Annotated in this window: 19 protein-coding genes; 9 read left to right on the top strand and 10 right to left on the bottom strand. The window is 61.8% G+C overall.

The genetic code is table 11. The annotated features are described in order from the left end of the window. Positions 1-58: 58 nt before the first annotated feature. The gene (locus TZ03_RS09460; protein WP_051097260.1) at positions 59-2479 is read left to right on the top strand and encodes a TonB-dependent siderophore receptor; all 2421 of its coding nucleotides are present in this window, start codon (positions 59-61) and stop codon (positions 2477-2479) included. Between the two features lie 153 nt (positions 2480-2632). Here TZ03_RS09460 and TZ03_RS09455 read toward each other — a convergent pair whose 3' ends face one another. Continuing rightward, complete coding sequence (locus TZ03_RS09455; RefSeq protein WP_321163303.1) at positions 2633-5572, bottom strand: TonB-dependent receptor; 2940 nt, start codon at positions 5570-5572, stop codon at positions 2633-2635. Positions 5573-5760: 188 nt separating this feature from the next. Here TZ03_RS09455 and TZ03_RS09450 point away from each other — a divergent pair, with 188 nt between their 5' ends. Together TZ03_RS09450 and TZ03_RS09445 are read left to right on the top strand one after the other, a co-directional pair. Continuing rightward, positions 5761-6300: a sigma-70 family RNA polymerase sigma factor gene (locus tag TZ03_RS09450; RefSeq protein WP_051097256.1), complete on the top strand. Its 540-nt coding sequence runs from the start codon at positions 5761-5763 to the stop codon at positions 6298-6300. Beyond that, complete coding sequence (locus tag TZ03_RS09445; protein ID WP_051097254.1) at positions 6293-7264, top strand: FecR domain-containing protein; 972 nt, start codon at positions 6293-6295, stop codon at positions 7262-7264. Before TZ03_RS09450 ends, TZ03_RS09445 begins: the two co-directional genes overlap by 8 nt. Before the next feature lie 216 nt (positions 7265-7480). Here the strand turns inward: TZ03_RS09445 and TZ03_RS09440 are convergent, their stop codons facing one another. Next, positions 7481-8254 carry a TSUP family transporter gene (locus TZ03_RS09440; RefSeq protein WP_051097253.1) on the bottom strand — a complete coding sequence of 258 codons (774 nt, stop codon included), beginning with the start codon at positions 8252-8254 and terminating at the stop codon, positions 7481-7483. Between the two features lie 105 nt (positions 8255-8359). Further along, entirely contained in the window at positions 8360-9430 is a 1071-nt protein-coding gene (locus tag TZ03_RS09435; protein ID WP_082056591.1) for a YeiH family protein, read from the bottom strand. A gap of 210 nt (positions 9431-9640) precedes the next feature. On the opposite strand from TZ03_RS09435, the gene TZ03_RS09430 reads away from it, so the two are divergent. Continuing rightward, entirely contained in the window at positions 9641-10306 is a 666-nt protein-coding gene (locus tag TZ03_RS09430; protein ID WP_051097249.1) for a hypothetical protein, read from the top strand. A gap of 144 nt (positions 10307-10450) precedes the next feature. Here TZ03_RS09430 and TZ03_RS09425 read toward each other — a convergent pair whose 3' ends face one another. The 5 genes from TZ03_RS09425 to TZ03_RS09405 form a co-directional block, all read right to left on the bottom strand. Beyond that, a complete protein-coding gene (locus TZ03_RS09425) occupies positions 10451-10750 on the bottom strand; it encodes a DUF6506 family protein (protein WP_051097248.1) in 300 nt (99 codons plus the stop codon). Positions 10751-10783: 33 nt separating this feature from the next. Continuing rightward, on the bottom strand, positions 10784-11728 hold the full coding sequence (locus tag TZ03_RS09420; RefSeq protein WP_051097245.1) for a bifunctional enoyl-CoA hydratase/phosphate acetyltransferase: 945 nt from the start codon (positions 11726-11728) through the stop codon (positions 10784-10786). 118 nt (positions 11729-11846) lie between these two features. Next, on the bottom strand, positions 11847-13607 hold the full coding sequence (gene xsc / locus TZ03_RS09415) for a sulfoacetaldehyde acetyltransferase (protein ID WP_051097243.1): 1761 nt from the start codon (positions 13605-13607) through the stop codon (positions 11847-11849). A 447-nt stretch (positions 13608-14054) separates the two neighbouring features. Continuing rightward, a complete protein-coding gene (locus TZ03_RS09410) occupies positions 14055-15521 on the bottom strand; it encodes a PLP-dependent aminotransferase family protein (protein WP_051097241.1) in 1467 nt (488 codons plus the stop codon). Positions 15522-15745: 224 nt separating this feature from the next. Further along, a complete protein-coding gene (locus TZ03_RS09405; protein ID WP_051097239.1) occupies positions 15746-17128 on the bottom strand; it encodes an aspartate aminotransferase family protein in 1383 nt (460 codons plus the stop codon). 300 nt (positions 17129-17428) lie between these two features. Between TZ03_RS09405 and thiS the strand changes: the two genes are divergently transcribed. Both thiS and TZ03_RS09395 read left to right on the top strand, forming a co-directional pair. Further along, the gene (thiS, locus tag TZ03_RS09400) at positions 17429-17629 is read left to right on the top strand and encodes a sulfur carrier protein ThiS (RefSeq protein ID WP_051097370.1); all 201 of its coding nucleotides are present in this window, start codon (positions 17429-17431) and stop codon (positions 17627-17629) included. Positions 17630-17660: 31 nt separating this feature from the next. Then, a complete protein-coding gene (locus tag TZ03_RS09395) occupies positions 17661-18458 on the top strand; it encodes a thiazole synthase (RefSeq protein WP_051097237.1) in 798 nt (265 codons plus the stop codon). 14 nt (positions 18459-18472) lie between these two features. Here TZ03_RS09395 and TZ03_RS09390 read toward each other — a convergent pair whose 3' ends face one another. Further along, positions 18473-18718 carry a hypothetical protein gene (locus TZ03_RS09390; RefSeq protein ID WP_051097235.1) on the bottom strand — a complete coding sequence of 82 codons (246 nt, stop codon included), beginning with the start codon at positions 18716-18718 and terminating at the stop codon, positions 18473-18475. 214 nt (positions 18719-18932) lie between these two features. Here TZ03_RS09390 and TZ03_RS09385 point away from each other — a divergent pair, with 214 nt between their 5' ends. Then, a complete protein-coding gene (locus tag TZ03_RS09385; protein ID WP_051097233.1) occupies positions 18933-19913 on the top strand; it encodes an AAA family ATPase in 981 nt (326 codons plus the stop codon). A 69-nt stretch (positions 19914-19982) separates the two neighbouring features. Beyond that, entirely contained in the window at positions 19983-21710 is a 1728-nt protein-coding gene (locus tag TZ03_RS09380) for a cobaltochelatase CobT-related protein (protein ID WP_051097231.1), read from the top strand. A gap of 242 nt (positions 21711-21952) precedes the next feature. Here TZ03_RS09380 and TZ03_RS09375 read toward each other — a convergent pair whose 3' ends face one another. After that, positions 21953-23383, bottom strand: a complete 1431-nt coding sequence (locus TZ03_RS09375; RefSeq protein WP_201775716.1) for an amino acid permease — start codon at positions 23381-23383, stop codon at positions 21953-21955. Between the two features lie 394 nt (positions 23384-23777). Here TZ03_RS09375 and TZ03_RS09370 point away from each other — a divergent pair, with 394 nt between their 5' ends. Then, the gene (locus TZ03_RS09370; protein ID WP_051097227.1) at positions 23778-24668 is read left to right on the top strand and encodes an alpha/beta hydrolase; all 891 of its coding nucleotides are present in this window, start codon (positions 23778-23780) and stop codon (positions 24666-24668) included. Positions 24669-24853 lie beyond the last annotated feature (185 nt).

Here is a 24853-nt window from a genome sequence, read left to right as displayed (position 1 = left end):
CTGCTCGTTCGCTTGGTGGGATGACGCTACTTCATCCCACTTCCGATAGGACTTATCCATGCAGCTTCGCGACTCTGCTGCTTCACGCCGTCATCCGCTGGCCCTGGCCATCCTTCTTGCCCTTGGCAGCCCTGTTGCCACCGCGCAGGCTGATAACCACCGTGCTGCCGCTCAAAGTTTGGCATTTGAAATCCCAGCTGGGCCACTGGCGCGACAACTAAACTTGCTGGCCAGCCAGGCCGGGTTGTTGATCGGTGGCGATGCCGCGCTCACTGCCCACAAGCAAAGCCAGGCGGTGCACGCTTCCAGCGTGGAACAGGCGTTGGCGCAAATGCTGGCAGGCAGTGGCGTGGAGGCGGTGCGCACCGGCGAGCAGGAATTCCAGCTGCTGCGCCAGGCGCAAACCGCGGCGGGTACGGTGACCCTGGGCAGCACGACCATTTCCGGCCAGGGGCTGGGCGATATGACGGAGGGTACCGGCGCCTACACGACGGGCCGCGCATCCACCGCCACCAAGTTGCCGATGTCACTGCGGGAAACGCCGCAGTCTGTCACCGTGGTCACTCGGCAGCGCATGGATGACCAGAACCTGCAGAAGCTCGAAGACATCGCCACGTATACCCCAGGCCTGACCTTGCGCAAGACTGGCGGCGAACGCCCGGAGTTCTACTCCCGTGGTGCGGCCATCGACAACATCATGATCGACGGCCTGCCGGTGGCCTATGACAGCGATACCCTCGGCACTTCGACGCTGGCCATGTATGACCACGTGGAAGTGGTACGTGGCGCTTCGGGCTTGATGGTGGGCGCCGGCAACCCCTCTGGCACGCTCAACCTGGTGCGCAAGCGCCCGACCCTGGTACCGCAGTTGTCCCTGACCGGTAGCGCTGGACGGTGGGACGACTATCGCGGGGAGGTCGATGCCAGTGGCAAGCTGAACGACAGCGGCAGCTTGCGCGGCCGCTTTGTCGGCGCCTACCAGGATCGCAACAGTTTCGTCGATGCCTATGGCAACACGCGGCAGTTGTTCTATGGCATTACCGAGTATGACCTAGACCCTGCCACCACTCTTACGCTTGGCGCCTGGTACAACCGCGAAGACAACCCAGGCGCGGACTGGAACGGCCTGCCTACCCGCCCTGACGGCAGCTTTTTCGACTTGCCGCGCTCGGCGCGCACGGCACCCGATTGGACCTACTGGAACAAGAAGAACCGCAGTGTGTTCGCCGAGATGGAACACCGCTTCAACAATGACTGGAAGCTGCGCCTGAACACAACCTGGCTACGTGGTGACATGGATATGCTCGGCGGCAGCGTCTATACCGACGAGAACAACGCCTACCATCTGAACATTGGCCGCTATACCTACCAGCATACCCAGAAGAGCATCGACACTTACGCCTCAGGGCCTTTCAGCCTCTTCGGCGCCACCCACGAGCTGGTCGTCGGCGCCAGCTGGCGGCGTGACGAGACCGACGATGGCCCTGGCGGCCCAGGCATTGGTTCGGACGTGATCATCGACCCGCAGCATTTCGACCCCAAGGCCTATCCCAAACCGGCCATCGACAACAACTGGTCGCGTGGCGGGCACGAGGAGCAATCGAGTACCTACGCCACGGTGCGCTTCAACCTGCGCGACGATCTGCGGCTTATCCTTGGCACGCGGCTGGACTGGTACGAGTACGCGCAGCTTACCCATTCCGGCGAATACAGCTTCGGTGACGATTACAAGGCTACTCGGGAATTCACCCCCTATGCCGGCGTGATCTACGATTTGAACGACACCTATTCGGTCTACGCCAGTTGGACGCGCATCTTCAAACCCCAGGCAGCACAAAGCGCCAGCGGCAGCTTGCTGGACCCAGTCACCGGCACCAACTATGAAGCCGGCATCAAAGGCGAATACTTCGGCGGTGCACTCAATGCCAGCGCGGCAGTGTTCCAGCTGGTGCAGGAGAATCTCGCCAAGTCGTTGCCATCCGCGCTGTGTTCACCCGGCGTCAGCGCCTGCTATGAGGCCAGCGGCGAGGTGCGCACCCGTGGCGTGGAACTGGAGCTGGGCGGCGAGCTGGCGCCGGGCTGGCAGATGTCGGCCGGCTATACCTACGCGGGTGCGGAATACACCAAGTCCACCAACTCGGTAGAGAAGGGCGAGCGGTTCGACAGTGATACGCCGTATAACCTGTTCAAAGTGTTCACCACCTATCGCCTGCCGGGGGAACTGGAGCGTTGGACAGTGGGTGGTGGCTGGCGCACTCAGAGCAGTGCCTACACAAGCTTTGGGGTAAAGCAGGGCGGCTACAGTGTCAGCGACTTCATGGTGGCTTATAGGCCGTCGGCGCAATGGCAGGTGCAGGCCAACCTGAACAACGCCTTCGACAAACATTACTACCAGAACATCAGCAACAGCTGGGGCGCCAACAGCTTTGGCGACCCGCGCAACTTGATGCTGACGTTGCGTTATAGCCCTGATATCTAAAGCGAGCAGGTCAACTTCTCAAAAGCCAGCCATAAGCCTGATGCCAGTCGCTTAACTGACTGGCATTAGCCACAGGCCGAACATCTGGGGCTCCTTGTTTTTGTAGGAAAATTCAGGACCCCATGAGGATGCCCTGAAATAACCCAAAAAGCATTAGAACCGCGTCACTACCCCCATCCGCAGCGTACGCCCCGGTGCCGGCATGAAGCTTTGCGCCAGCGGGTCCAGATAGTAGCGATCGGTCAGGTTCTGCAGCGAGGCATTCACCTCGGTGTTCTCAAGCAACTTGTACTTGAGGAACAGATCGAACAACGCCACCGAGCGGTACTCGATCTGCGGCGTGGTAGCGCCGGTCTGCCAGGGTTTGTCGAGGGTATTGGTCGGCCCGGAGGTGTAGGTCACGCGCCCGCCCAGCGTCAACGCCTCGTCGAAAAAGCGCAGGCCGGTGGTCAGGTTGGCTGAAAACCGCGGTGGGTTCTGGGTGTTGGTATACGAGCCCATGAAGCTGCCGGGTGTGCAATTGGGCGTGTCCTGGGTTTTCTGGTACGGGTTGGCGGTGGCGCGCAGTTTGCCGGCAAAGTCCGCGTCGCAGGTCTCGGTCTTGAGGTAGTAGGTGGCCGACAGGTCGGCGAACACGCGGCCGGCGTCGTAGTGTGATTGCAGCTCGAGGCCGCGGGTGCTGAAGCTGTCGGTATTGCTGAAGGTCATCAGGCCCCATAGCCCGGGGCTTGGGTCGTAGTAGCGGGTGATGTAGTTGTTGATCTTGTTGTCGAAGTAGGCAAGTTTGATCGCGGCCGAGTCGTGCTCGGTAAACAGGTTGTCGCGCAAGGCGCTGACACCAACCTCCCAGCTTTGCGAGCGTTCGGGCTTGAGGCTTTTGCCCGGGGTAACTTGCTGAGTACCCTGGCTGGTCTCGAACAGAGATGGCAGGCGCAGGCCTTGGGTATAGCTGACATAGAAGAACGTGTCGGGGATCAGCTCGACATTGATGCCGAACGCCGGCGAGAAGCCGCCGCCGCTGCTGCTGCCCTGCGGGGTATGGTCGTAGCCTGTGACCACCCTGCTGATGCCTTCGGGGTGGACCTCGACGCTGGTCGCACCGAAGTCGTTGAAGCGCACGCCGTTGAATGGCTCGTTGCTGTTGCCGAAGACAATGCCGTTGTTCAGCCGGGGGTCGGTGGCGTCGGTGTACTGGCCGTTCTGGTCGGGGAACCAGGTCATGCTGCCCCAGCCCTTGGGGCCACTCGCTGAGATATAGCGCACTTCGCGATCTTCGCGCCGGGCAGTCGACAGCACGGTATGGTCCTTGGTGCGGAAGTGGCTGTAACGGCCACCGCCCCACAGGGTCAGTTGCTCTATTGGCTGGTACTCAAGCTTGCCGTTGAAGCTGAACTCCTGCCTGGAAGCATCGCGCAGGGTACGGTTGGCATCGATGTCGTGCTGGGTGATGAGCACACTTTTCTGCGGTTGCAGGTCTTCAAGCTGGAACGAGCCGCCCAGGTCCAGCTTGAAGTCGCCATGGGCGGTCTCGAACCTGGAGACGTTGTTCAGGTCGCCACCAATACGGCGGTTGTCCTGGCGTGTCCAGCTGCGATCAGAACGAAACAACTGCGAAACCGGCGCCGTCCAGGCCGAACTCAAGGAGCTGGTCTTGGCGTCGGTCATCCACAGGTTGCTGGTCAGGTCGACCCATGGGTTGCCCGCAGGCAGGTAGTGGTAGCGCGCGGTGTAGGTATCGATCTTCACTTCGCCCAAGGGGTATTGGTAGATGCCAGCGGTGCCGAAGCGGTAGATGTCAGAAGGCATGATCTCGGCGCTGCGCCCGTCGTAGCGGCGGTAGCCCAAGTCCAGGGTGTGATCGTCAGCTATCCGCCAGGTCGCCTTGAGCAGGTACGAGTCGGTTTTCGATGAGGAATTGAGTACTTCCTCGCCGGCGTTGTAAGTCATCGCCACGCTGGGCTCTTCGCTGCCGTATTCGTCATGAATGCGGTAGCGGTCCTGGCCTTTCTTGCCAGAGAAGTAGTTGCCTTGATTGCGGTGCGCATATGCCGCCACCACGTCCAGCCGCTCGCTGGTGAAGGCAAAGGCAGCACTGCCGGATTCGGCCTCGGAGCCGAACAGGCTGCCACGGTTGTCGCGTGGCGGCGTGCTCAGGTCTTCATCCTTGGAACTGGCGCTGCGGTGAACAGGGGCTACGCCGTTGTCCCAGAAGTCGCCCTTGAGGCGCACGCCAACCTGGTTGCCGTCGACCAGAATGTCCTGCACGCCGATCGTCTGCATCTCCACCGTGCCGCCAATCGCCCCAGACCTGGTCGACGGCCCTTTGTTCACGGTCAGGCTGCTGATCAGGTCGGGGTCGATGTAGCTGCGTTGCTGGGTGCCGCCATAGCCACGGTAGACATCCAGGGCCTGCTCCGAACCATCGACCTTGACCGCTACCCGGCTCTGCCCCTGGATACCGCGGATGTTGACGTCCAGGGCGCCGCCATTGCGGGTGTCACCGACCTGCACACCGGGTATGCCGTTAAGCAGGTCACCCACGGAAACCCGGCCGAAGCGGTCGATCTGTTCGCCGGTCAGGTGCACCGAAGAGCGTGGCGCTCTGTAGGTTTCCTCTTGTGGCCCCTGGGCGGCGGCCTCGACCATCGTCGGCGATAACTCTGCCGCAGCATTCGTCGCAGAGCGCTGCACCGTCAGCACGTAGCTCCCTGTCGAACTCGGCACCAGCTGCAGCCCGGTGTTGGCCAGCAACCGCTGCATGCCCTCGCTGACCGTATAGCGCCCCTTCAAGGCTGGTGCCGTACGCCCACGGGTCAAGTCAGGATCGTAGGACAGCAGTAGCCCAGACTGGCTGGTAAAACTGCCGAGGGCTGCGCTCAGCGGGCCTTGGGCAATGTTGTAGTAACGCAGTGTGGCATCGTCCAGGCGGGTAGCCGCGACCGCGGCCGTGCCGCTGTCCTGGGCCAGGGCAATGCCGTTGTGCAGCAGACCGGTGCCGCAGCAGCTGATCATCGTGCAGCGCAGGGCGAAGGTGATTGGCGACAGGCAAGATCGAGGGCGCGAAGCAGGTGAAGGACAACGTACTGGGAGCATGCTTTTCTCGCTCGTAGGGTTTGCGCCCACCACTGGCTGCGGGCTGTTACCTCCTCTGTCGCACGAGATCGAAAAAAGGATATGTGGGTACGGACACCGGCTGAATTTACCGATTCGGCCTTGTGATCTGTGCAATTCTAGTGATAATGGTTTTCATTTGCGACAGTCTTGTACCGATTCAACCGACGATGAATGCGCCCTTCTCCCCGCCGAACATTCCCGAGCCATGCAGCGTCGAGACGTTGTACATAGAGAATCACGCCTGGCTGCGCAACTGGCTCGCCTACCGGCTGAGGTCATGGGGACGCGGGGTAGCCGACGATCTAGCGCAGGATATTTTCCTGCGTGTGCTTACCAGTCGAGAGAGCACACGGGCCGAACCGATCCGTCAGCCGCGCGCCTATCTGACCCGTATCGCCAACTGCGTGCTGGTCAGCTGGCGGCGTAGGCAGTCGCTGGAGCAGGCCTGGCTCGAAGCGCTGCTGTTGCTGCCAGAGCCCGAGCATCCTTCACCTGAACTGCAATATGTGATCCTCGAGACCCTGCACGAGATCGACGCGATGCTCGATATGCTGCGCCCGCGCGTGAGGCAGGCATTCCTGATGGCGACACTGGACGGCATGAAGCAGAAGGACATCGCCGTGGCCCTGAACATCGCACTGCCGACGGTCAAGAAGTACATCCACGAGGCCTACCTGGCCTGCCTGACGCAGATGCCCGATGAATAATCGCGAACCGGGCACAACCTCGCTTGACGATGCCATCCCCCAGCAAGTGCTTGCCCAGGCGGCCTCATGGCTGATGCTGATGCAGGAAGGGCCGCTGCTGCCGGCCCAACAGCTCGAACTGCAGCGCTGGCGGCTTGCCAGTGCTGAGCACGAGCGGGCGTGGAAAAGGGCGCAGCGCCTGCTCAAACGTTTGGGCAGCCTCCCCCCAACGCTGGCAAAGCAGACCCTGGATCGGCCGACAGGCAGGCGCGCGGTATTGCACGGCTTGCTGCTGCTGATCGGTGCCGCACCAGTCAGTTGGTGGGCATGGCGCTCGCAGGCATGGCGCGCAGGTTTCGCCAGCGACTACCAGACGTCCGTGGGCGAGCGCCAGCACGCACGGCTCGCCGATGGCACGCAGATCACCCTCAATAGCGATAGTGCCATGGACGTGCTTTTCGATAGCGCCCAACGCTTGCTGCACCTGCACCGTGGCGAGGTGTACATCGTTACCGCTACCGATCCACGCCCGCTCACGGCACAGACCCAGCAGGGCCAACTGCTCGCCCTCGGCACGCGGTTCAGCGTGCGCCAACTGGCCGATGAAACCCTGCTCGCCGTGTACGAAGGCGCCGTGCAGGTACGCCCCGAACGTGCCAGCGTGGCGTCGGGCGAGAACATCATCCGTGCCGGGCAACAAGTACGCTTCAACCGCGAGCGCCTGGGCAATATCGAGCCGGTGCGGGAAACCACCCTGGCGTGGCAGCGCGGCTTGCTGGTGGCCGACGACATGCCGCTGCGCCAGTGGACACAAGAGTTGATGCGCTATGCCGACCAGCATCTGGAGTGCGACCCCGTCCTGGACGAGCTGCGGGTGTCTGGCACGTTCCCTGTCGATGACCTGCCACTGGCCTTGGCCATGCTGGCGCAGACCTACGGGCTGCAAGTTCGGCAGAATGGCAGGCAGGTGTTTATAAGCCGTTGAACGAGCGTCTTTGCATGGAATGCCCGTGAAGGCCCTTTCGCGGGTAACCCCCACAGGGTTACCACAGTTTTCAAAGGCAGTTGCAGTTGTTGCAACGTACCGAACCTGTCAGGCCATGGCAACGCATCACTCAAGCCTCAGTGCAAAATCCAAGGCTCATTGCGCATCTGCACCTGAATCAGTGCCAACTCGAGCAAGGCCCGTAGCGCCTACAGGTCATGCCGAGGTTGCAGCCAAAAGCCCTGGCACTGAATCCAAGATCAAGCTCACGCCGGCAAGTATCATCAGCGCGAACACCAGCCAACGTATCGTACGCAGTGACAACTTCGGCGGATAACGACGGACCAGCCAGCTGACCAGCAACACCAACGGCAATGCTTCGGCACTCAACAACAAGGTGGACAGTTGCATCTGCCCTTGTGCGACGACCAGGCCAAGGCGCGCCGCCGCATTGGCGGAAAACACCGTGATCAGGGTGTTGCGGATGATCTCGTAGCCCAAAGGCTGACGATACAGGTGATACGCGATCGGCGGCCCGCCGCTGGAGAACAAACCGTTGAGCAGGCCGCAAAGGCCACCGGCCAGCCAGAATGACGGCTGCCGGGAGAGCTGCGCTTTCGCTTTGTTTTGCACCACGAGCATGAGGCTGGCGGCGACTATCAGAATACCAAGCAGAAGGCGAAGCCAGATGATCAAGCTGCCGCTCAACGCATCAAGCCCCCACACGCCGAGGCTGACCCCCAGCAGGCTGCTGAGCAACACCGGCATCAGCACCGCGCGATCCAACTGCGGTTTCGGCCCGCCCAAGGTCCCTATGGCGTTACCTAGGGTGAGGATACTGATCACCACAGCCACCTCACTCAGCGGCACCATGTGCAGGGATGCGATCAAGCCCATCAGGATCAAGCCGAAGGCAAAGCCGGTAAGGCTCTGGGCGAGGGAGGCCAACGCCACGCAACACAGAAAGATCAGATGCACTTGTACGCTCATACCACCTCGATTACGGGTTGAACCAGACAGCCGCCGTACATGCCACGTGTCGGCAGCCGTCTATCGATCGGGCGGGAGCGAGACGACTCACCCCATGGCGCTGGCTTATCCCAGGCATTTCACCGCGATCAGAATCAATGCCGCGAGAAACACCGTCTCGCTGACCAATAGGGTCGCTGGGCGCCACCCCACCTCCAGCAGCGCCTTCAGCGAGGTTTTCATGCCCAGGGCGGCGATAGCGGTGACCAGACACCAGCGCGACACATCGCCGACCAGCTCCTGCACCTGTAGCGGCGCCATGCCGCTGCTGTTGATGGCAACGAACAACACGAAGAAGATGATGAACAAGGGCAATGGCAGTGCCGCGCGCGGCCCATTCTCCTTACGCTTGCGCAGCAGCAACGACAGGCTGAAGACTATCGGCACCAGCATGGCCACACGCAACAGCTTGACCACGGTCGCGGTATCGCCAGTTTCATTCGACATGCTGTAGCCAGCACCGACCACCTGCGCCACATCGTGAATGGTCGCGCCAAGGAATATCCCCGCTTGCCGGGCATCCAGGCCGATCCATTGGGCGATCGGCGGATAGGCGATCATCGCGATGGTGCTCAACGCCGTCACGCTGATCACCGTGAAAATGATATTGCGCTCGCTGTCCTTGTCTTGGGGCAGCACCGCGGAAATGGCCAGCGCCGCGGACGCGCCACAAATACCCACGCTGCCGCCGCTGAGAATGCCGAAATCCCGTGACTGGCCGAGTAGCCGAGACAGGACGATGCCAAAGCTGACGGTCAGGATTACCGCACCGATCACCACCGCCATCAGCGTTCCCCCCAGCGAGAGAATCTGCTCGACGGTGATGCGCATGCCCAGCAGCGCCACGCCGCACCGCAGGAGGGTGCTGGAGGTGAAGCGAATGCCGGCGACTGCACGCCCCTCCTCGGAGAGAAAGCCCAGTGCCATGCCCAGCAACAAGGCCATCAACATCACCGGTGCGCCGTAATGCTCGGAAAGAAAAGAAGCACTGGCGGCAACGACCATCGCGGCGATGATGCCCGGCAGCAATAGCTTGAGCTTCTGCTGGCGACGTATCAACCAGGAGGACGATGACTTGGTCGTGTCGAGCGCCCGGCCAGGCACGGGAGGAATGGTGTGGTGCTGTTTTATTGTCATGTTCTCAGCTCCAGTCTGTGGTTAGGGAATCACTGCACTGGGATGCTAGAGAAAGCGCCGCGCCTCCATTAGAACCACGTCAAGGCGCTGTTAGGGGCCAGGCGACAGCGGTGTGGTGGCCCAGGGCACAATCGCTGGCTGGTGCTAATACACCTTGATGTTCCCGCCTATAGTCATGAGCGCTAAATACCTGCTTTGCGGAGAACCCTTATGACCCAGGATCGCCTGCACCTCGTCCAGCTCGCAGAACACCTGCGGCAGGCTTGGTCACGGCCACACCCGGCATTCGCCTCTGGCATGGACACGCGTAGCAGCGAGAACGCCCTGCTCTTGCAGTTCCATGGCAACCTGGTCAAAGCCAGCGGCCTAGGCTGGCAGAACGCCGGCCGCACCCTAGTCGACAAGACCTATCTGCGCATTCTGAAGGCCTGTTTCGGCCTGGACTTTCATGGCTTTGGCGAGGATGAACTGGCGGCCCGCCTGGACGGTTTCATTCGCCAGGCGTTGGCTCCACGCTGGGGACAAGTCATCGCAAGCGGCGGCAGCGAAGGCTTGTCGTTGGCCTCAGAGCTGCTCGAAGCCTGCAACGGCGCGTTGTTCGCCAGCGAACGCCTGCAAGCGGCAACCCAGCAGGTGTTGTTCTATCTGTGCCCACACTTGCCGTTCCTACCCTGCCCCGGGGATCCTGCGCAAAATGCAGAACACTACCAGGCCCTGTTCTGCACGCTTCCCCCCTTACCGCGTCCGCAGCAGTTTGCCGGTAATGCGCAGCAACAGGCGCTGATCCGCCAACTGGTCGAAGGGAGTGACTGGTGGGGGCGGCGGGTGTTGTCCGCCAGGCAGGCTGAAATGGCTCACGCATGCTGCGCCCTCTGAAGACAGGCCCAAAGGCTAATGCCAGTCAGTTAAGCCATTTGGGGCCGCTGCGCGGCCCATCGCCGGCAAGCCGGGCTCCCACAGGAACAGTGCAGACCTCAAGCTTTGCGCGGTCCCTGTGGGAGCTGGCTTGCAGCCCTTCGCTCAGTCGCACAATTGCTGCAAGCGTTGGCGAGTCTCAGGGCTGTACTGCACGGCAGCCACTGGAACCCGGTCGCCAATGGCGGTGCGAACCTGCTCGACTTCGGTCTCGGTGAAGGCCCCGCACAGCTCGATCAATTGCACATGCCGGGTCAACAGTTCCTGCGCCACGATCTGCGCCTCCGCGACGCTGGCTACGCCGCACACGGTCGCGTTGAAGGTATCCGATTCCAGGCTGCCATTGTGAGTGAGGAACTGCATGCCAGGCGCCTTGAAAATAAAGCCATAACGTTGCACAGCCATCGTGGTTTTCCTTGTTTCGAGATTGCTTGGTTTTTACGCAACACGCCTGCGCGCTCGCCGATTATGGTCGATGACGATGGACGCCAGCGCGCAGGATGCCAACCGCGCCTCCACCGGGTCGGCACGCGAGGTGAGCATGATCGGCACCCGCGCGCCCAGCACCAGACCGGCAGCCGTGGCGCCCATGAAATAAACCATCTGCTTGAACAGGAAATTACCCGCTTCCAGGTTGGGCACCAGCAGGATATCGGCATTGCCTGCTACTTCGCCGCCAATGCCCTTGATGCGCGCCGCTTCCAGCGACACCGCGTTGTCGAAGGCCAGTGGGCCTTCGATGCAGGCCTCCCCCAGGATACCGAGCACCGCCAGCTTGGCCAGTTCGGCGGCATCCTGACTCGAGGGCATGCTGCGCGTCACTTCCTCGGTACCCGACAGCACCGCCATGCGCGGCTTCTCATAGCCCAAGGCATGCATCATCTCGATGGCGTTGCGGGCGATATGAATCTTGTCGATGATCGTAGGCTGCACGTTGATCACCGCATCGGTAATAGACAAGGCCTTGTCGCTCCCCGGCAGTGTCATGTGAAACACATGGCTAAGACGGCTGGCAGTGCGCAGCCCGACTTCGCGCTTGAGCACCGCACGCAACAAGGTATCGGTGTGCAGGTGCCCTTTCATGATCGCCTCTGCGCTACCGCCTCCAGCCTGCATGCAGGCGACTTCGGCGCACTGTTGCTCATCACTGGCATGCAGCACGCGCAGGTCTTGCAGGTCCCAGTCGAGCTCTTCAGCCAGGCTGCGGATCTTCAGCTGGTCACCGACCAGCACAGGCTCGATAAGCCCTTCGTCACAAGCCCGCTTGGCACTGCTCAAGCTCAGCGGATTGACCGGGTTGACCACCGCTGTGACCACACGCGGCAAGGCCTTGGCCCGATCGAGCCAAAACGCCGGACACTCCGGTGCAAGGGTGCTCAACATGCTTGGACTCCTGTGTTCATGATCGAAGCTGCAACAGCGCCCAAAGACGCCATTGCCGTATTCCCGATGCCTGTGCGGCTGGCCAAGCCCGCCACACAGGCCATTGACGCCAAGTGCCTCAGACGTAGTCCCTGTACTTCTCGAGGAAGCGCACTGGCTTGGAAAGCGCATCGCGGCGGAACGGGTCGCCCAGTTCGCGGGTGCACATGATCTCGATCACCGTGGTCTTGCCTGCCTTCTGCGCCTCGCAAGCCGCCATGAGCGCCGGGCCAATGTCCTCCAGGCGATCGACGGTGACACCTTCGGCCCCCATCGAGCGGGCAATGCCGGCGAAGCTCTGGTTCTCCAGGTCACCGGCAACGAAGCGGCGGTTGTAGAAGTCCACCTGGTTCTTCTTCTCCGCGCCCCACTGACGGTTATGGAAGACGATCGAGGTGACCGGGATGTTTTCGCGCACGCAGGTCATGATTTCCATCATCGACATACCCCAGGCGCCGTCACCGGCATAGGAGATGGCCGTACGGTGTGGCGCCGCGACCTTGGCACCGATGATGGTCGGCAGCGCGTAGCCGCAGTTGCCGAAGCTCATGGCAGCGAAGAACGAGCGTGGTTTCTCGAAACGCAGGTAGCTGTTGGAGACCGAGTTGATGTTGCCGATGTCGGTGGAGACCATGGCATCGGCAGGCATGGCTTTCTCCAGTTCACGCAAGACCTGGCGCGGGTGCAGGTAATTGCCAGGCTCGCCGCTTTGCTCCTCGATCATCTCCAGAGAGTATTCGTCCTTCTCGTGGATCCAGGCGTCCAGCTCGGTTTCCCAGTCGGCTTTTTCCTTGGCGATTTCTTCGGCACGTGCACCTTTGCTTGCCAGGCACTGCACATCGAGGTTCTCCAGGCGGCCGAGCAGGTTGAACGCAGCGGCCTTGGCATCACCGCAGATACCGACGGTGATCTTCTTCACCAGGCCGAGCATCTTCGAGTCGCAGTCGACCTGGATGACTTTCGCCTGCTTCGGCCAGTAGTCGAGGCCGTGTTGCGGCAGGGTACCGAATGGGCCCAGGCGGGTACCCAGGGCCAGGACCACGTCGGCACGCGACAGGAGTTTCATGGCCGCCTTGGAGCCTTGGTAACCCAACGGGCCACACCACAGCGGGTGGCTGGCCGGGAAGGAGTCGTTGTGCAGGTAGCTGTTGACCACCGGGGCGCCGAGGTATTCAGCCAGCGCTTTACAGGCCTCGACGGCGTCGCCCATGACCACGCCCCCGCCAGAGATGATCACCGGGTTCTTCGCTGCCGCCAGGATCTGGGCGGCTTCGGTCAGGCTTTGCTCGCCACCGGCGCTGCGCTCGATGCGAATCGGTGCAGGAATCTCGACGTTGATATCGCCATAGAAGAAGTCACGCGGAATGTTCAGCTGGGTCGGACCGTTTTCCTGCATCGCCCGATCGAAGCAACGGCCGGTCAGTTCGGCCATCCGCGCCGGGTTAGGCACATGGGCCTGGTACTTGGTGATGGTCTCGAAGAACGGCAGTTGCTGGGCTTCCTGGAAACCGCCAAGGCCTTGGCTCATCGAGCCGGTTTCCGGCGTGATCACCACCACCGGGCTGTGTGCCCAGTAGGCAGCGGCGATGGCGGTGACGAAGTTGGTGATGCCTGGGCCGTTCTGCGCGATGCACACGCCGTGACGGCCGCTGACCCGTGCGTAACCATCGGCCATGTGGCCTGCGCCCTGCTCGTGGACCACCGGGATAAAACGGATACCCGCCGGAGCGAAGATATCCATCGCATCCATGAAAGCCGAACCCATGATGCCAAAGATGTCGGTCACGCCATTGGCAACCAGTGTTTCAACCATTGCTTCGCTGGGGGTCATGCGTGGCATATCGATACTCCTCTCGTTACTTAAGGTATGCCGCCAACTACTCGGGCTCAGCCTTTCAGCAGCATAGGCACAGGGGGATACGCATCAGGACAGGTACAGGGAGGCGGTGCGGGGACTTGTGGTGCTTGCTCGGTGCGGCGCCTTTACGCATGCCGAACTCTCCTGTTGTTGTTTTGATGGAGTCTTGGGGCAAGTCGAGCGAGCCGTCCCTCGGTCACTTGGAAGCGAGGACCGGTTGCCCTGGGGCTAGAGTAGGAGGGCGGAGGAAGTGGCCGATAGAACCAGTTGGGGACTACCTGTTAAGCCAGCAGGCAGCGCCGAAATGCGTACTCGACACTGCATGCCCGAGGGGGTGGCTGGCACCGGCTGCGCCGGTGTTCGCGGGCGCGCCCGCTCCCACAGAGCCCCTGCTAAATCAATTAGTTATGTGCAATTCCATGAAAGTAATTAGCAAAGCCGCTCGATAAGTTCGGCGAGCAACTTGATCCCCGGGCGGATACGCTCGGCCGGAATGGACGAGTAGCCCAGACGGAAGTAGTTGAGCGGCGGGTGCTCACCGAAGAAATGAATATCGCCGGGCTCGATCAGGATGCCGTGGTTGGCGGCCTCCTCCTGCAAACGTCGCGCATCCAGGCCGTCCGGCCCCTTCACCCAATAGCAGGAACCGCCGAAGCTCGGCTCCCTGGAAGACTCCGGCAGGTACTCACGCAGGGCATCGCCCATCTGCTGATGACGCTCCTCGTAGGCGCGCATCAGGCTCAGGATCAACGCATCGTGATAACCGCGTTCGAGGAACAGCGCTACCGAACGCTGATTGTTCGCTGCCGGATGACGCACCATCAGTCGACGCAACGCCCGCGCCTCGCGGATCAAGGCTTCGGGACCGACCAGGTAGCCAACCCGCAAGCCGGGCGCCAGCGTTTTTGACAGGCTACCGACGTAAAGCACTCGATCATTCTTGTCCAGGCTCTTGAGCGCCGGGATCGGGTTGCCCTTGAAGTTGGTCTCGCTTTCGTAGTCGTCCTCGATGATCAGAAAATCGTGCTCGTTGGCACGCCGTAGCAGTTCGTAGCGGCGCTCCAGGGGCATGGTCACGGTGCTCGGGCACTGATGGCTGGGCGTGGTGTAGATAAGGTCGCAGTCATTGAGTTTGTCGCTCAGTATCAGCCCCTGGTTGTCCACCGCCAGCGGTTGAACGCGCGAGGGGTTGAGCATGGCGATGTTACGGATGTCGACGTAGCCCGGCTCTTCGATACCCATCAGACTGTCGGGGCGTAACAACAGGCGCGCCAGCATGTACAACGCATGCTGTGCACCCACCGTGACCAGGATCTGTTCAGGCGAAGCCCAGACGCCACGACGCGGCAACAGGCGCGTCCTGATCTGCTCCATCAACAAGGGGTCGTCGTTATCGAAACGGTCCGAAGCCCAGTCACGGATCGCCGGGATACTGACCGCGTCGCGGCAGCATCCACGCCAGTTGGCGGTCGGAAACAGGGCTGGGTCGAATTGCCCGTAGATGAAGGGGTATCTGTAACTTTGCCAATCCCGTGGTTTTCTCATGTTGCGTTGCTGCGAGGGCTGCATCACCAGCCGTTGCGACCAGTCCAGCGTGGTGGCGGCGACCTCGTCCTGGTCCGCACGCGGTGCTTCGACCTTGTGAGCCAGGATATCGGGATTGACGTAGTAGCCGCTGCGCTCACGCGCGATCAAGTAGCCATCGTCGAGCAGGTGCTCGTAGGCCAAGACCACGGTGTTGCGCGCGATGTTGAGTTGCTTGGCCAGCTTGCGACTGGAAGGTAACGGGCTGTCGGGCGGTATATTGCCGTTGAGTATCACTTGGGCGATTTGCTCGCGCAGCTGCTGTTGCAGATTGGTGGATTTATCGGCAGACAAATGGAACAGCTGGAACATGGCGGCCTCGACTGAACGAACGATAAGCGCTGGTACCGCACAGCACTCGGCCAGTCGCTCAAGAATGCGCTCGCCAGCCCAGTACCAGCGCGGCGATCCTCACGCAGACTAGCAACAACACCTCGGCAAGACTATCCAGCGCTCGACATATTAACGTCGCAGAGACACAAAGGACCGGCCTCTCGACAAAGCCGAAGGACCGGTCAACTGGTAAAACCTATCGATCAGATTGCAACGCGGCCAAGGGCGCCATCCAGGGCGGCGATAATCTCATCCAGCTCCGTTCGCGTGGCGATCAACGCCGGGCTGAAGCACAGCGTGTTGTTGAACTGCTCGAAGCTTCGGTTGGTACGGCCGATCATCACGCCTTGGCGCATGCAGTCAGCGACGATGGCAATCGGCACGCTCTCCGGCACCGGGTCCTTGGTCTTGCGGTCCTTGACCAGTTCCATGCCGCAGAACAAGCCTTTGCCGCGTACATCGCCAATGACGGGATACTTGTCCTGCAACTCGCGCAGGCGGCCCATGAAGTACTCGCCCATGTGGGTGACGTTCTCCAGCAAACCCTCGTCCTCGATGATTCGCATGTTCTCCAGGGCTGCCGCCGGGCCAGCGGTGCAGCCGCCGAAGGTGCTGATGTCGCGGAAGTAACCCATGCGGTCATCTGCCTCCCCCTTGAACGCTTCGAATACCTCCTCGGTGGTCACGGTGCAGGAGATCGCCGCATAACCGCTGGCCACCCCCTTGGCCATGGTGACGATGTCCGGCTTGATGCCGTAATGCTGGTAGCCAAACCACTTACCGGTACGACCCAGGCCGCAAACCACTTCGTCGATGTGCAGGAGGATGTCGTACTTCTTGCAGATCGCCTGAATGGTCTCCCAGTACCCCTCCGGCGGCGTGATGACGCCCCCACCTGCGGTAATCGGCTCAAGCACCACCGCCCCCACGGTATCGGGCCCCTCCGCGAGGATCACACGCTCCATCTGCAAGGCAGCGCGCACGCCATAGTCGGGTATGTCACCGAACTGCGAGCGGTATTGGCAGCAATGCGGAAACTCGACGAACCCGGGGGTGAAGGGACCGTACTGGTTCTTGCGCTCGAACTGGCCGGTCGAACTCAGCGCGGTGATGGTAGTGCCGTGATAGTCACGCTCGCGGAACAGGATCTTGTGTTTCTTGCCACCGTACTTCTTGTGCGCAATCTGCCGCACGATCTTGTAGGCCTTTTCGTTGGCCTCGGAACCGGAGTTGGAGTAGTACACCCGGCTCAGGCCTGGCATTTTCTCGATCAGTTTCTGGGCGAACAAAGCCGCTGGAATGTTGCCTGCGGAGTTGGCGAAAAAGTTCACCTTCACCAGCTGGTCGCGCACCGCGTCAGCGATACTCTCGCGGCCGTAGCCAACGTTGACGGTCCATACGCCACCAGACACCGCATCCAGGTATTCGTTGCCCTTGGCATCCCAGACCCGCATACCCTTACCTTCGACGATCATCAGCGGATCGCTCTGCTCCAGCGGCTTGTGCTGGGACAGGTGATGCCAGACGTGAGCGCGGTCGCTGGCCAACGCCTGGGCTGCATCGTACTCGTGCGCAGTTGCTTTCATGCTTACCTCTCGACTGGTGCATTGTTGTTATTGGTCACCGGGCAGGAGACGAACGCCAGGCGCCGATACATGAAGGAGCAGTACTCGGCATCGCAATGCAGCACTACCCGATCCACCCCTGGAGATGAAACTAAGAACAAGCAGCGCGCGCAGTTAGAACCAGTTATTGGCCATGGATGATGCCAGCCGTGCAATCGCCACACTGGACTCACGTCACAGCCGTGACTGGCCCTTCAAGTACAACCCCGGTGCCCTCACCCTGCGGGCACGATCGCCGTCATCGACAGGAGAACCTGAATGATTGAAGTCACGATCAACGGGGAGGCCCAGCTGTTGCCGGCCGGTATCGACCTGGCGCAGTTGCTCGCCCATCTGCAGTTGCAAGGGCGGCGCGTCGCCATTGAACACAACCTCGACATAGTGCCGCGCAGCGAGTACGCCGGGCTGTGCCTGCAGCAGGGCGACCGCGTGGAAATCGTGCATGCCATCGGCGGTGGCTGATCGCCCCCCGCCCCCTCTCACAGGAGCCTTCATGACAATCGCGAACACAACCTGCGACCCGCTCATCATTGCCGGCCACGCCTATGCCTCACGCCTGTTGGTCGGCACCGGGCATTATGCCGACCTGACCGAGACGGGCGCGGCAGCCGAGGCCAGCCATGCGCAGATCGTCACCTTCGCGGTGCGCCGCAGCAACCTCGGGCAAGATGCCCAGCAGCCCAACCTGCTCGAGGTGATCAGCCCACAGCGCTACACCTTGCTGCCCAATACCGCAGGCTGCTACACGGCCAAGGATGCCGTGCGCACCTGCCTGCTGGCACGCGAGCTGCTGGATGGCCATGACCTGGTCAAACTCGAAGTGCTGGGTGACAGCCAGACCCTCTACCCAGACATTGGTGAAACCCTGGTTGCCGCTCGGCAGCTGGTCGATCTGGGTTTCAAGGTGATGGCCTACACCAGTGACGATCCGCTGGTGGCCCGACGCCTGGAGGCGCTTGGCTGCGCGGCGGTGATGCCCTTGGGCGCGCCGATCGGCTCCGGGCTGGGCATCCGCAACCCTTACAACATCCGCTTGATCGTGGAAAACGCCAAGGTCCCGGTGATCGTCGATGCGGGTGTCGGCACCGCTTCCGATGCGGCCATCGCCATGGAGCTAGGCTGCGACGGCGTGCTGATGAACACCGCGATTGCCCGCGCCCGCGAACCGATCCGCATGGCCTCGGCGATGCGCAAAGCGGTCGAGGCCGGCCGCGAAGCCTACCTGGCAGGGCGCATGCCGCGCCGGCTGAGCGGAGATGCCTCCTCGCCGTTGAGCGGCATGTTCTTGTAGATGATGGGCGGATCTCAGGTCGTGGCCTTATCGGTCGGCTGCATCAGGCTAGCCATCTTGCTGCCAAACAACCGAGCCAACGCCTCGGGGTCGCCCGCAGCTTCGTCCAACGCCTCGACCACAGCCTGCAGGGTCGGCCGGGTCTTGGCCAGCAACTCGTCGATGTAATACGCCGGCGTGACCTGCGTATGTTTCTCGTAGCGGCGAAAGAGCGCGAGGAGCTCCGGGTCCAGCTTGATCGTCAGGGTATCGGCGGACATCTGATTGACCTCTCAACATTGTTCGGCGGCAACCGCCAGGCGTTTTACCAGCGCGACCATCCTTGGTCGCCCTCACCTTCAACCCATAGAGCCAGTTTCCGCTCGAACGTGGCACCAGGCGCCACTGGCCGCATCGGGTGTCCGCAACTGGCCCCTCCCCAGCCTCGGCCCCGCCCCTAGAATCAAGACTTCCCTGCGGCCCGAGACGATACCCATGACCGACCTGAACATCGAACCTGCAAGCCGTCTGGTCCCTGTCCGGGAGTTGTTCGGCATCGACTCCAGCATGCGCGTACCGGTGCTTCTCACGCCAAACGAGCTGGTGCCGGAGAGCGATGCGGCCTATCGTTTCAACCCGGAAGTCACACTGGCGATTCTCGCCGGCTTCACGCGTAATCGCCGGGTGATGCTGCAGGGCTTGCATGGTAGCGGCAAATCCACACATATCGAACAAATCGCCGCGCGGCTCAACTGGCCTTGCACGCGCGTCAACCTGGACGGCCATATCAGCCGCCTGGACCTGATCGGCAAAGACGGCATCGTGCTGCGTGAAGGTAAACAGGTCACCGAATTCCAGGAAGGCATCTTGCCCTGGGCACTGCGCCGCCCTATGGCGCTGATCTTCGACGAATACGACGCAGGCCGTCCGGACGTCATGTTCGTCATCCAGCGCATCCTCGAACGCGACGGCAAGCTCAACCTGCTCGACCAGAACCAGGTGATCCATCCGCACCCTTCGTTCCGCTTGTTCGCCACCGCCAACACTGTGGGACTGGGCAACCTGAACGGGCTTTACAACGGCACACAAGTACTCAACCAGGCGCAACTGGATCGATGGAACATCGTCGCCACCCTGAACTACCTGCCCCAGGCCGAAGAGGTCGCGATCGTCGCCGCGCGAGTGCCGCAATTGGTTGCCCAGCAGGGCGAGCGATTGCTCGAGCAGATGGTTGCGGTGGCCGACCTGACCCGCCAAGGCTTCGCCGCAGGCGACCTGTCGACCCTGATGTCGCCGCGCAGTGTCATTTCCTGGGCGGAAAACATGGAGATCTTCAGCGACCCGGCGCTGGCCTTCCGCCTGACGTTCCTCAACAAATGCGACGAAACCGAGCGGCCAATCGTCGCCGAATACTACCAACGTTGTTTCGACCACGAGCTGGCCGAATCGGCGTTCCCTCTGCTGGCACTGGCCTGACCCCTCACAGGAGATTGCCCAGTCCTTTGGGCTGCGCTGTCGCGCAGTGTTGTTCTATGAGAGGCCCCCATGCCCCCACCGCCACGTCGCGAGAAACGCCAACAACAACTCGAGGAGCTCTGCGCGGCGACACTGCGCGCACTATCCGGTGAACAGCGTGTACGCTACCGCGGTGGCCTGCTGGAAGTGCGTGAACGGCACTTTCCGGTGCGTGCGCCGCACCTGCACCCCGACCCCGAACACGACGAGAGCCACGCCTGGCGCGGGGTGGCCGATAGCCTGGCACTGCGCTTGAAGTACAGCGACCAAGCGCTGGTCCACCAGGTTCTCCCAGCCCAACCTATCGAGCGCTTGGTGTTCGAACTGCTGGAGCAACTGCGCGTCGAATCGTTGGTGGCCGACAGCCATCCGGGCGTACAGCGCAATCTGGTGCGGCGCTTCGAACAATGGAGTCAGCAGTTTCTCGACGCAGGGCACACCGAGGGGCACATCGGCCTGCTGCTTTTCACCTTGGCGCAGATGAGCTGGATCCTGCTGTGTGGCGGCCACGCCGGGGAGCAGACACAGATGCTCATCGAAGCACCACGCCTGAGCCTGCTCGGCCATTTTGGCGCGGCCTTCGGCCTGCTGCGCCGCTGTCGCCACGATCAGGCCGCGTTCACCGAGCATGCCTTGCTGATCGCCGCCAAGGTGCAAGAGCTGATCGAGCACCTGGATAGCGAACGATTCGATGACGACCAGAACGACGTCGCTGAAGCCGACAAGAAGGCTCGCCTGGCCTTCGCCCTGCTGCTGGATGTAGATCAGGATGGTGAGGGCGATATCAGTGATGGCGGTGCCGCCCCAGGTAATCCACGAGGCGGCAATAACGCTTTCACTTACCAGGTATTCAGCCGCGACTACGATTGCGAACATAACGCCGCCAGCCTGGTGCGGCCCGAAACGTTGCGTGAATTGCGCCAGCGCCTGGACCGTCGCCTGGCGGGCCAGGGCCTGAACGTACCACGCCTGGCCAAGCGCCTGAGTGCCCTGCTGGCAGTGCCTCGCCGAGATGGCTGGGCGTTCGCCCAGAGTGACGGGCAGATCGATGCCGGCCGCCTCAGCCGACTGATCATCAGCCCTGAGCAACGCGAGATCTTTCGCCATGAGCGCGAACGCCCGCACAGTGATTGCCTGGTCAGCCTGCTGATCGACAACTCCGGTTCCATGCGCAACCACATCGAAAGCATCGCCCTGCTGGCTGACGCCTTCAGCCGTGCCCTGGAACTGGCCGGTGCTCGCAGTGAAATACTCGGCTTCACCACCGGCCAATGGAATGGCGGGCGTCTTTTGAAGCGTTGGCGCGGTCTGGGCCAACCTGCCAACCCGGGAAGGCTCAACGAACTTAGCCATCTGGTCTACAAGGATGCAGAAACACCCTGGCGCCGCGCCCGGCCCAACATCGCCGCGCTGCTCAAGGCCGACCTTTTTCGCGAAGGCATCGATGGCGAGGCGCTCCTTTGGGCGAGCCAGCGGCTTCTGCAGCGCGATGCACGCCGGCGCATCCTGATCGTCATCTGCGACGGTTGCCCAATGGACAGCGCCACCCAGCAGACCAACCAGCAAGACATCCTCGACCTACACCTCAAGCAAGTAACCCGACAGATCGAGCAAGCGGGCCGCATCGAGTTGTATGCGCTCGGCGTCGGCCTGGACCTGAGCGCCTATTATCGCCAGAGCCTGGAGCTGGATTTGTCGCGCTGCTTGGACAATGCCGTATTCGACGAGATCCTGCGCCTGCTCAACGGCCGCAACTGACCCCCGATGATACAGCCTTTACTGGGGCTGCTTTGCAGCCCTTCGCGGGCAAGCCCGCTCCCACAGAGATCGCACATTTCCTGAACTCAGCGCCGAACCTGTGGGCTTGTCGGCATTGAGTGCCTGGCGAGCTTGGCTGAAGTGCCTCGGCTGAAAAACACTTGGTGGCCTGTGCGGTCAATTCGCTTGTTCGAATTGACCGCATAGGCCACCAAGACATCGTACTAAGCGTATGGCAACGATTAGCTGCTCACCGGTATGACGGTGGGCAGGCCTTTGAGACGCCGCCAGATACTGCGCGTGATGAACGCCAACACCAGAATCGCAAGGCTGACCACGCCCAGCGCCAACGGCATGCGCTGCTCGGGTATGAAGGCCATGCCGGCGACAATACCGAGCATCCCAAGGATGGCGACATAGGTCAGGTAGGGGTAGCACCACATCCGTACCTTTAGCCTCTCTGGCGCTTCACGTTCCAGCTTCGCACGCAAACGCAGCTGGGACAGGGCGATCAGCACATAGACGAAGATCGCCACGGTGCCGTAGGAGTTGACCAGGAAGGCGAAGATAGTGTCCGGCGAAACATACGACATGATCACCGACAGGTAGCCGAATATCGTGCCGAAGAAGATCGCTCGGCGCGGTACGCCGCGTGCGGACAACTTGGCCAGGCTGCGCGGTGCATCGCCACGCTTGGTCAGTGCGAACAGCATGCGCGAAGACGCATAGATGCCCGAGTTGAGGCAGGACAGTACGGCAGTCAGCACGATCGCGTTCATCACATGCGCGACCCAGTCGAAACCCATGGCTGCCAGGGCGCTGGAGTACGGCGTGAGCATGGCAGGGGAGTTCCACGGGACGAGGGTGACCACCAGGAGGATCGAGCCGACATAGAAGAACAGAACGCGGGTGATCACCGAGTTGGTCGCCCGCGCGACAGAGCGCACGGGGTCGGAGGATTCGGCGGCGGCCACGGTGACGATCTCCGCACCGAAATAGAACCCGGTCGCAGCCACCGCCCCCGTCAACACCGGGCCGATGCCGTTGGGCATGAAGCCGCCGTGATCCAGCATCGAACTCAGCCCGTGCTGGGTTTCGGTCGGCCACATGCCCAGCAAATACAGCCCGCCCAGAAGCAGGAACACCAGGATCGCTGCGACCTTGATCGAGGAAAACCAGAACTCGAACTCGCCGAAGGAAGCGACCGAGGCCAGGTTGGTGAGGGTCAGGATGATCATCAGCGTCAGGCTGATGGCCCAGGCCGGGACATCCGGCAGCCAGAACTGAATCAGCGAGGCGCCGGCCACGGCCTCCACCGCGACGACGATCACCCAGAAATACCAATACATCCAGCCAGTGAGAAACCCCGCCAGCTGGCTCGTTTGCGGATGATCGGCCCATGCCATGCGCGCATATTCGTAGAAAGATCCGACGGCGGGTATGGCGCAGGCCATTTCTCCGAGCATGCGCATGATCAATATGACCAGTACACCTGTGACCAGAAAGGAAAGCAGGGCTGCGGGGCCCGCAGACTGGATGACCACACCACTACCGACGAACAGGCCGGCACCGATGACACCACCCAAGGCGATCATGGCCATGTGACGTTGCTTGAGTCCAGATTGCAGACCGCCGTTGGAGTGCTCCGGGCGGTTTTGTTGAGGTACGGACATGCTGCTCACCCCATTCGTTATTGTTTTAGGTTGAAAGGCAGTAGAGAAGCGGCCGGGTATCGTTCCTTGGATATGGGGAGCGAATCTGGCTGCCTACGCAGTGTCTTCCGGGGGTGCAGAACTTTTTAGGACCAATTCCGGCACGCTGCTGGAGCCACCCAGGAACGCGAGCGTTGTTCCATGCCACGCAGGTATAACCACCTGCGACGAAATACCGGCGACCAGCCATTGCCGTGACGGTCCCGGCAGTGGGATGATTCGTAATTGCAATAGTTTCTCATCAAGGCCTCGCCGTGCATGCCTGCGCAAGCGGCGCCGCCACCGACAGCGAACCAGACCGTACTTTTTACACCAACCTGACCGCGTCATTCTGAAACCCTGACGAGATTGCCTGATGAGCAAGATGCCGCTGTACCTGGCTTTGACGCTGGCCCTCACCGCCCCTGTCGCCCTGGCGCAACCGGAGCGCGAGCAGAAGATGGACACCTCACTGCTGCAGCGCCAGGACCTGGCCTACCGCTTCAACCAGCTCGACCTGGACTCGGCCGATGGCCAGCGTCATTACCGCTTGTGGGTCGGCACGCCGAACCGCCCGGCGCCGGCGGCGGGGTACCCGGTGTTATGGATGCTCGATGGCAATGCTGCGCTGGGTGCATTGGATAGCCAGCAACTGGGCAAACTTGCCGCAGGCCAGGCGCCGTTGCTGGTGGCCGTGGGTTACCAGACCGAACAGCGGATCGAACGGGCCGGACGTACCTATGACTACACCCCGGCACTGCCCGGCCAGGCCGAACAGCGTGACCCGCTGACCGGCGCCGCCAGTGGCGGTGTGGATGCGTTCCTGGATCTGCTGACCGAGCGCATGCGGCCGATGGTGGCCGGCGTGGCGCCGATCGACCTGCGGCGCCAGACGTTGTGGGGGCATTCCTATGGTGGGTTGGCTGTGCTGCATGCGCTGTTCACCCGGCCAGAGGCGTTCAGTGACTACGCGGCGGCCAGCCCTTCGCTGTGGTGGCATGACGGGGCGATCGTGCGGGAGGCGCAGGGGCTGGAGCAGCGCTTGGGCAACAGCCAGCCTCGGTTGTTGCTGATGCGCGGCAGCGAGGAGCCGGCGAACCCGCGCATGCCGGTGCGCGGGGATGTGGAGCGGCCAGCCCGCGAGCTGGTGGCGGAACTGGCCAGGGTGCCAGGGTTGCAGGTGCGCTTCGAGCGGTTCGAAGGGCTGGGGCATGGGCCTATGTTGCCGGCTTCATTGAAGCAAGTGATTGAAGGGATGTCACAGTGAACCTGCACCGGCCTCTTCGCGGGTGAACCCGCTCCCACAGGTTCCAGGACAAGGTTGAATACCACGGGGCCGTGTAGGAGCTCCATGCAGGGACCTCACAGATTGCAGCCCTTGTCAGGAAACCTGGACTGCCCCCAAGAAGTTGGACAAAAAATCCAACCCTTGGGGGACCTATGGGCAAATAC

The sequence above is a fragment of the Pseudomonas sp. 10-1B genome, from assembly GCF_000935045.1.
In the GTDB taxonomy this organism is placed as follows: Bacteria; Pseudomonadota; Gammaproteobacteria; order Pseudomonadales; family Pseudomonadaceae; genus Aquipseudomonas.
This window is presented reverse-complemented; position numbering and strand designations above follow the sequence as displayed.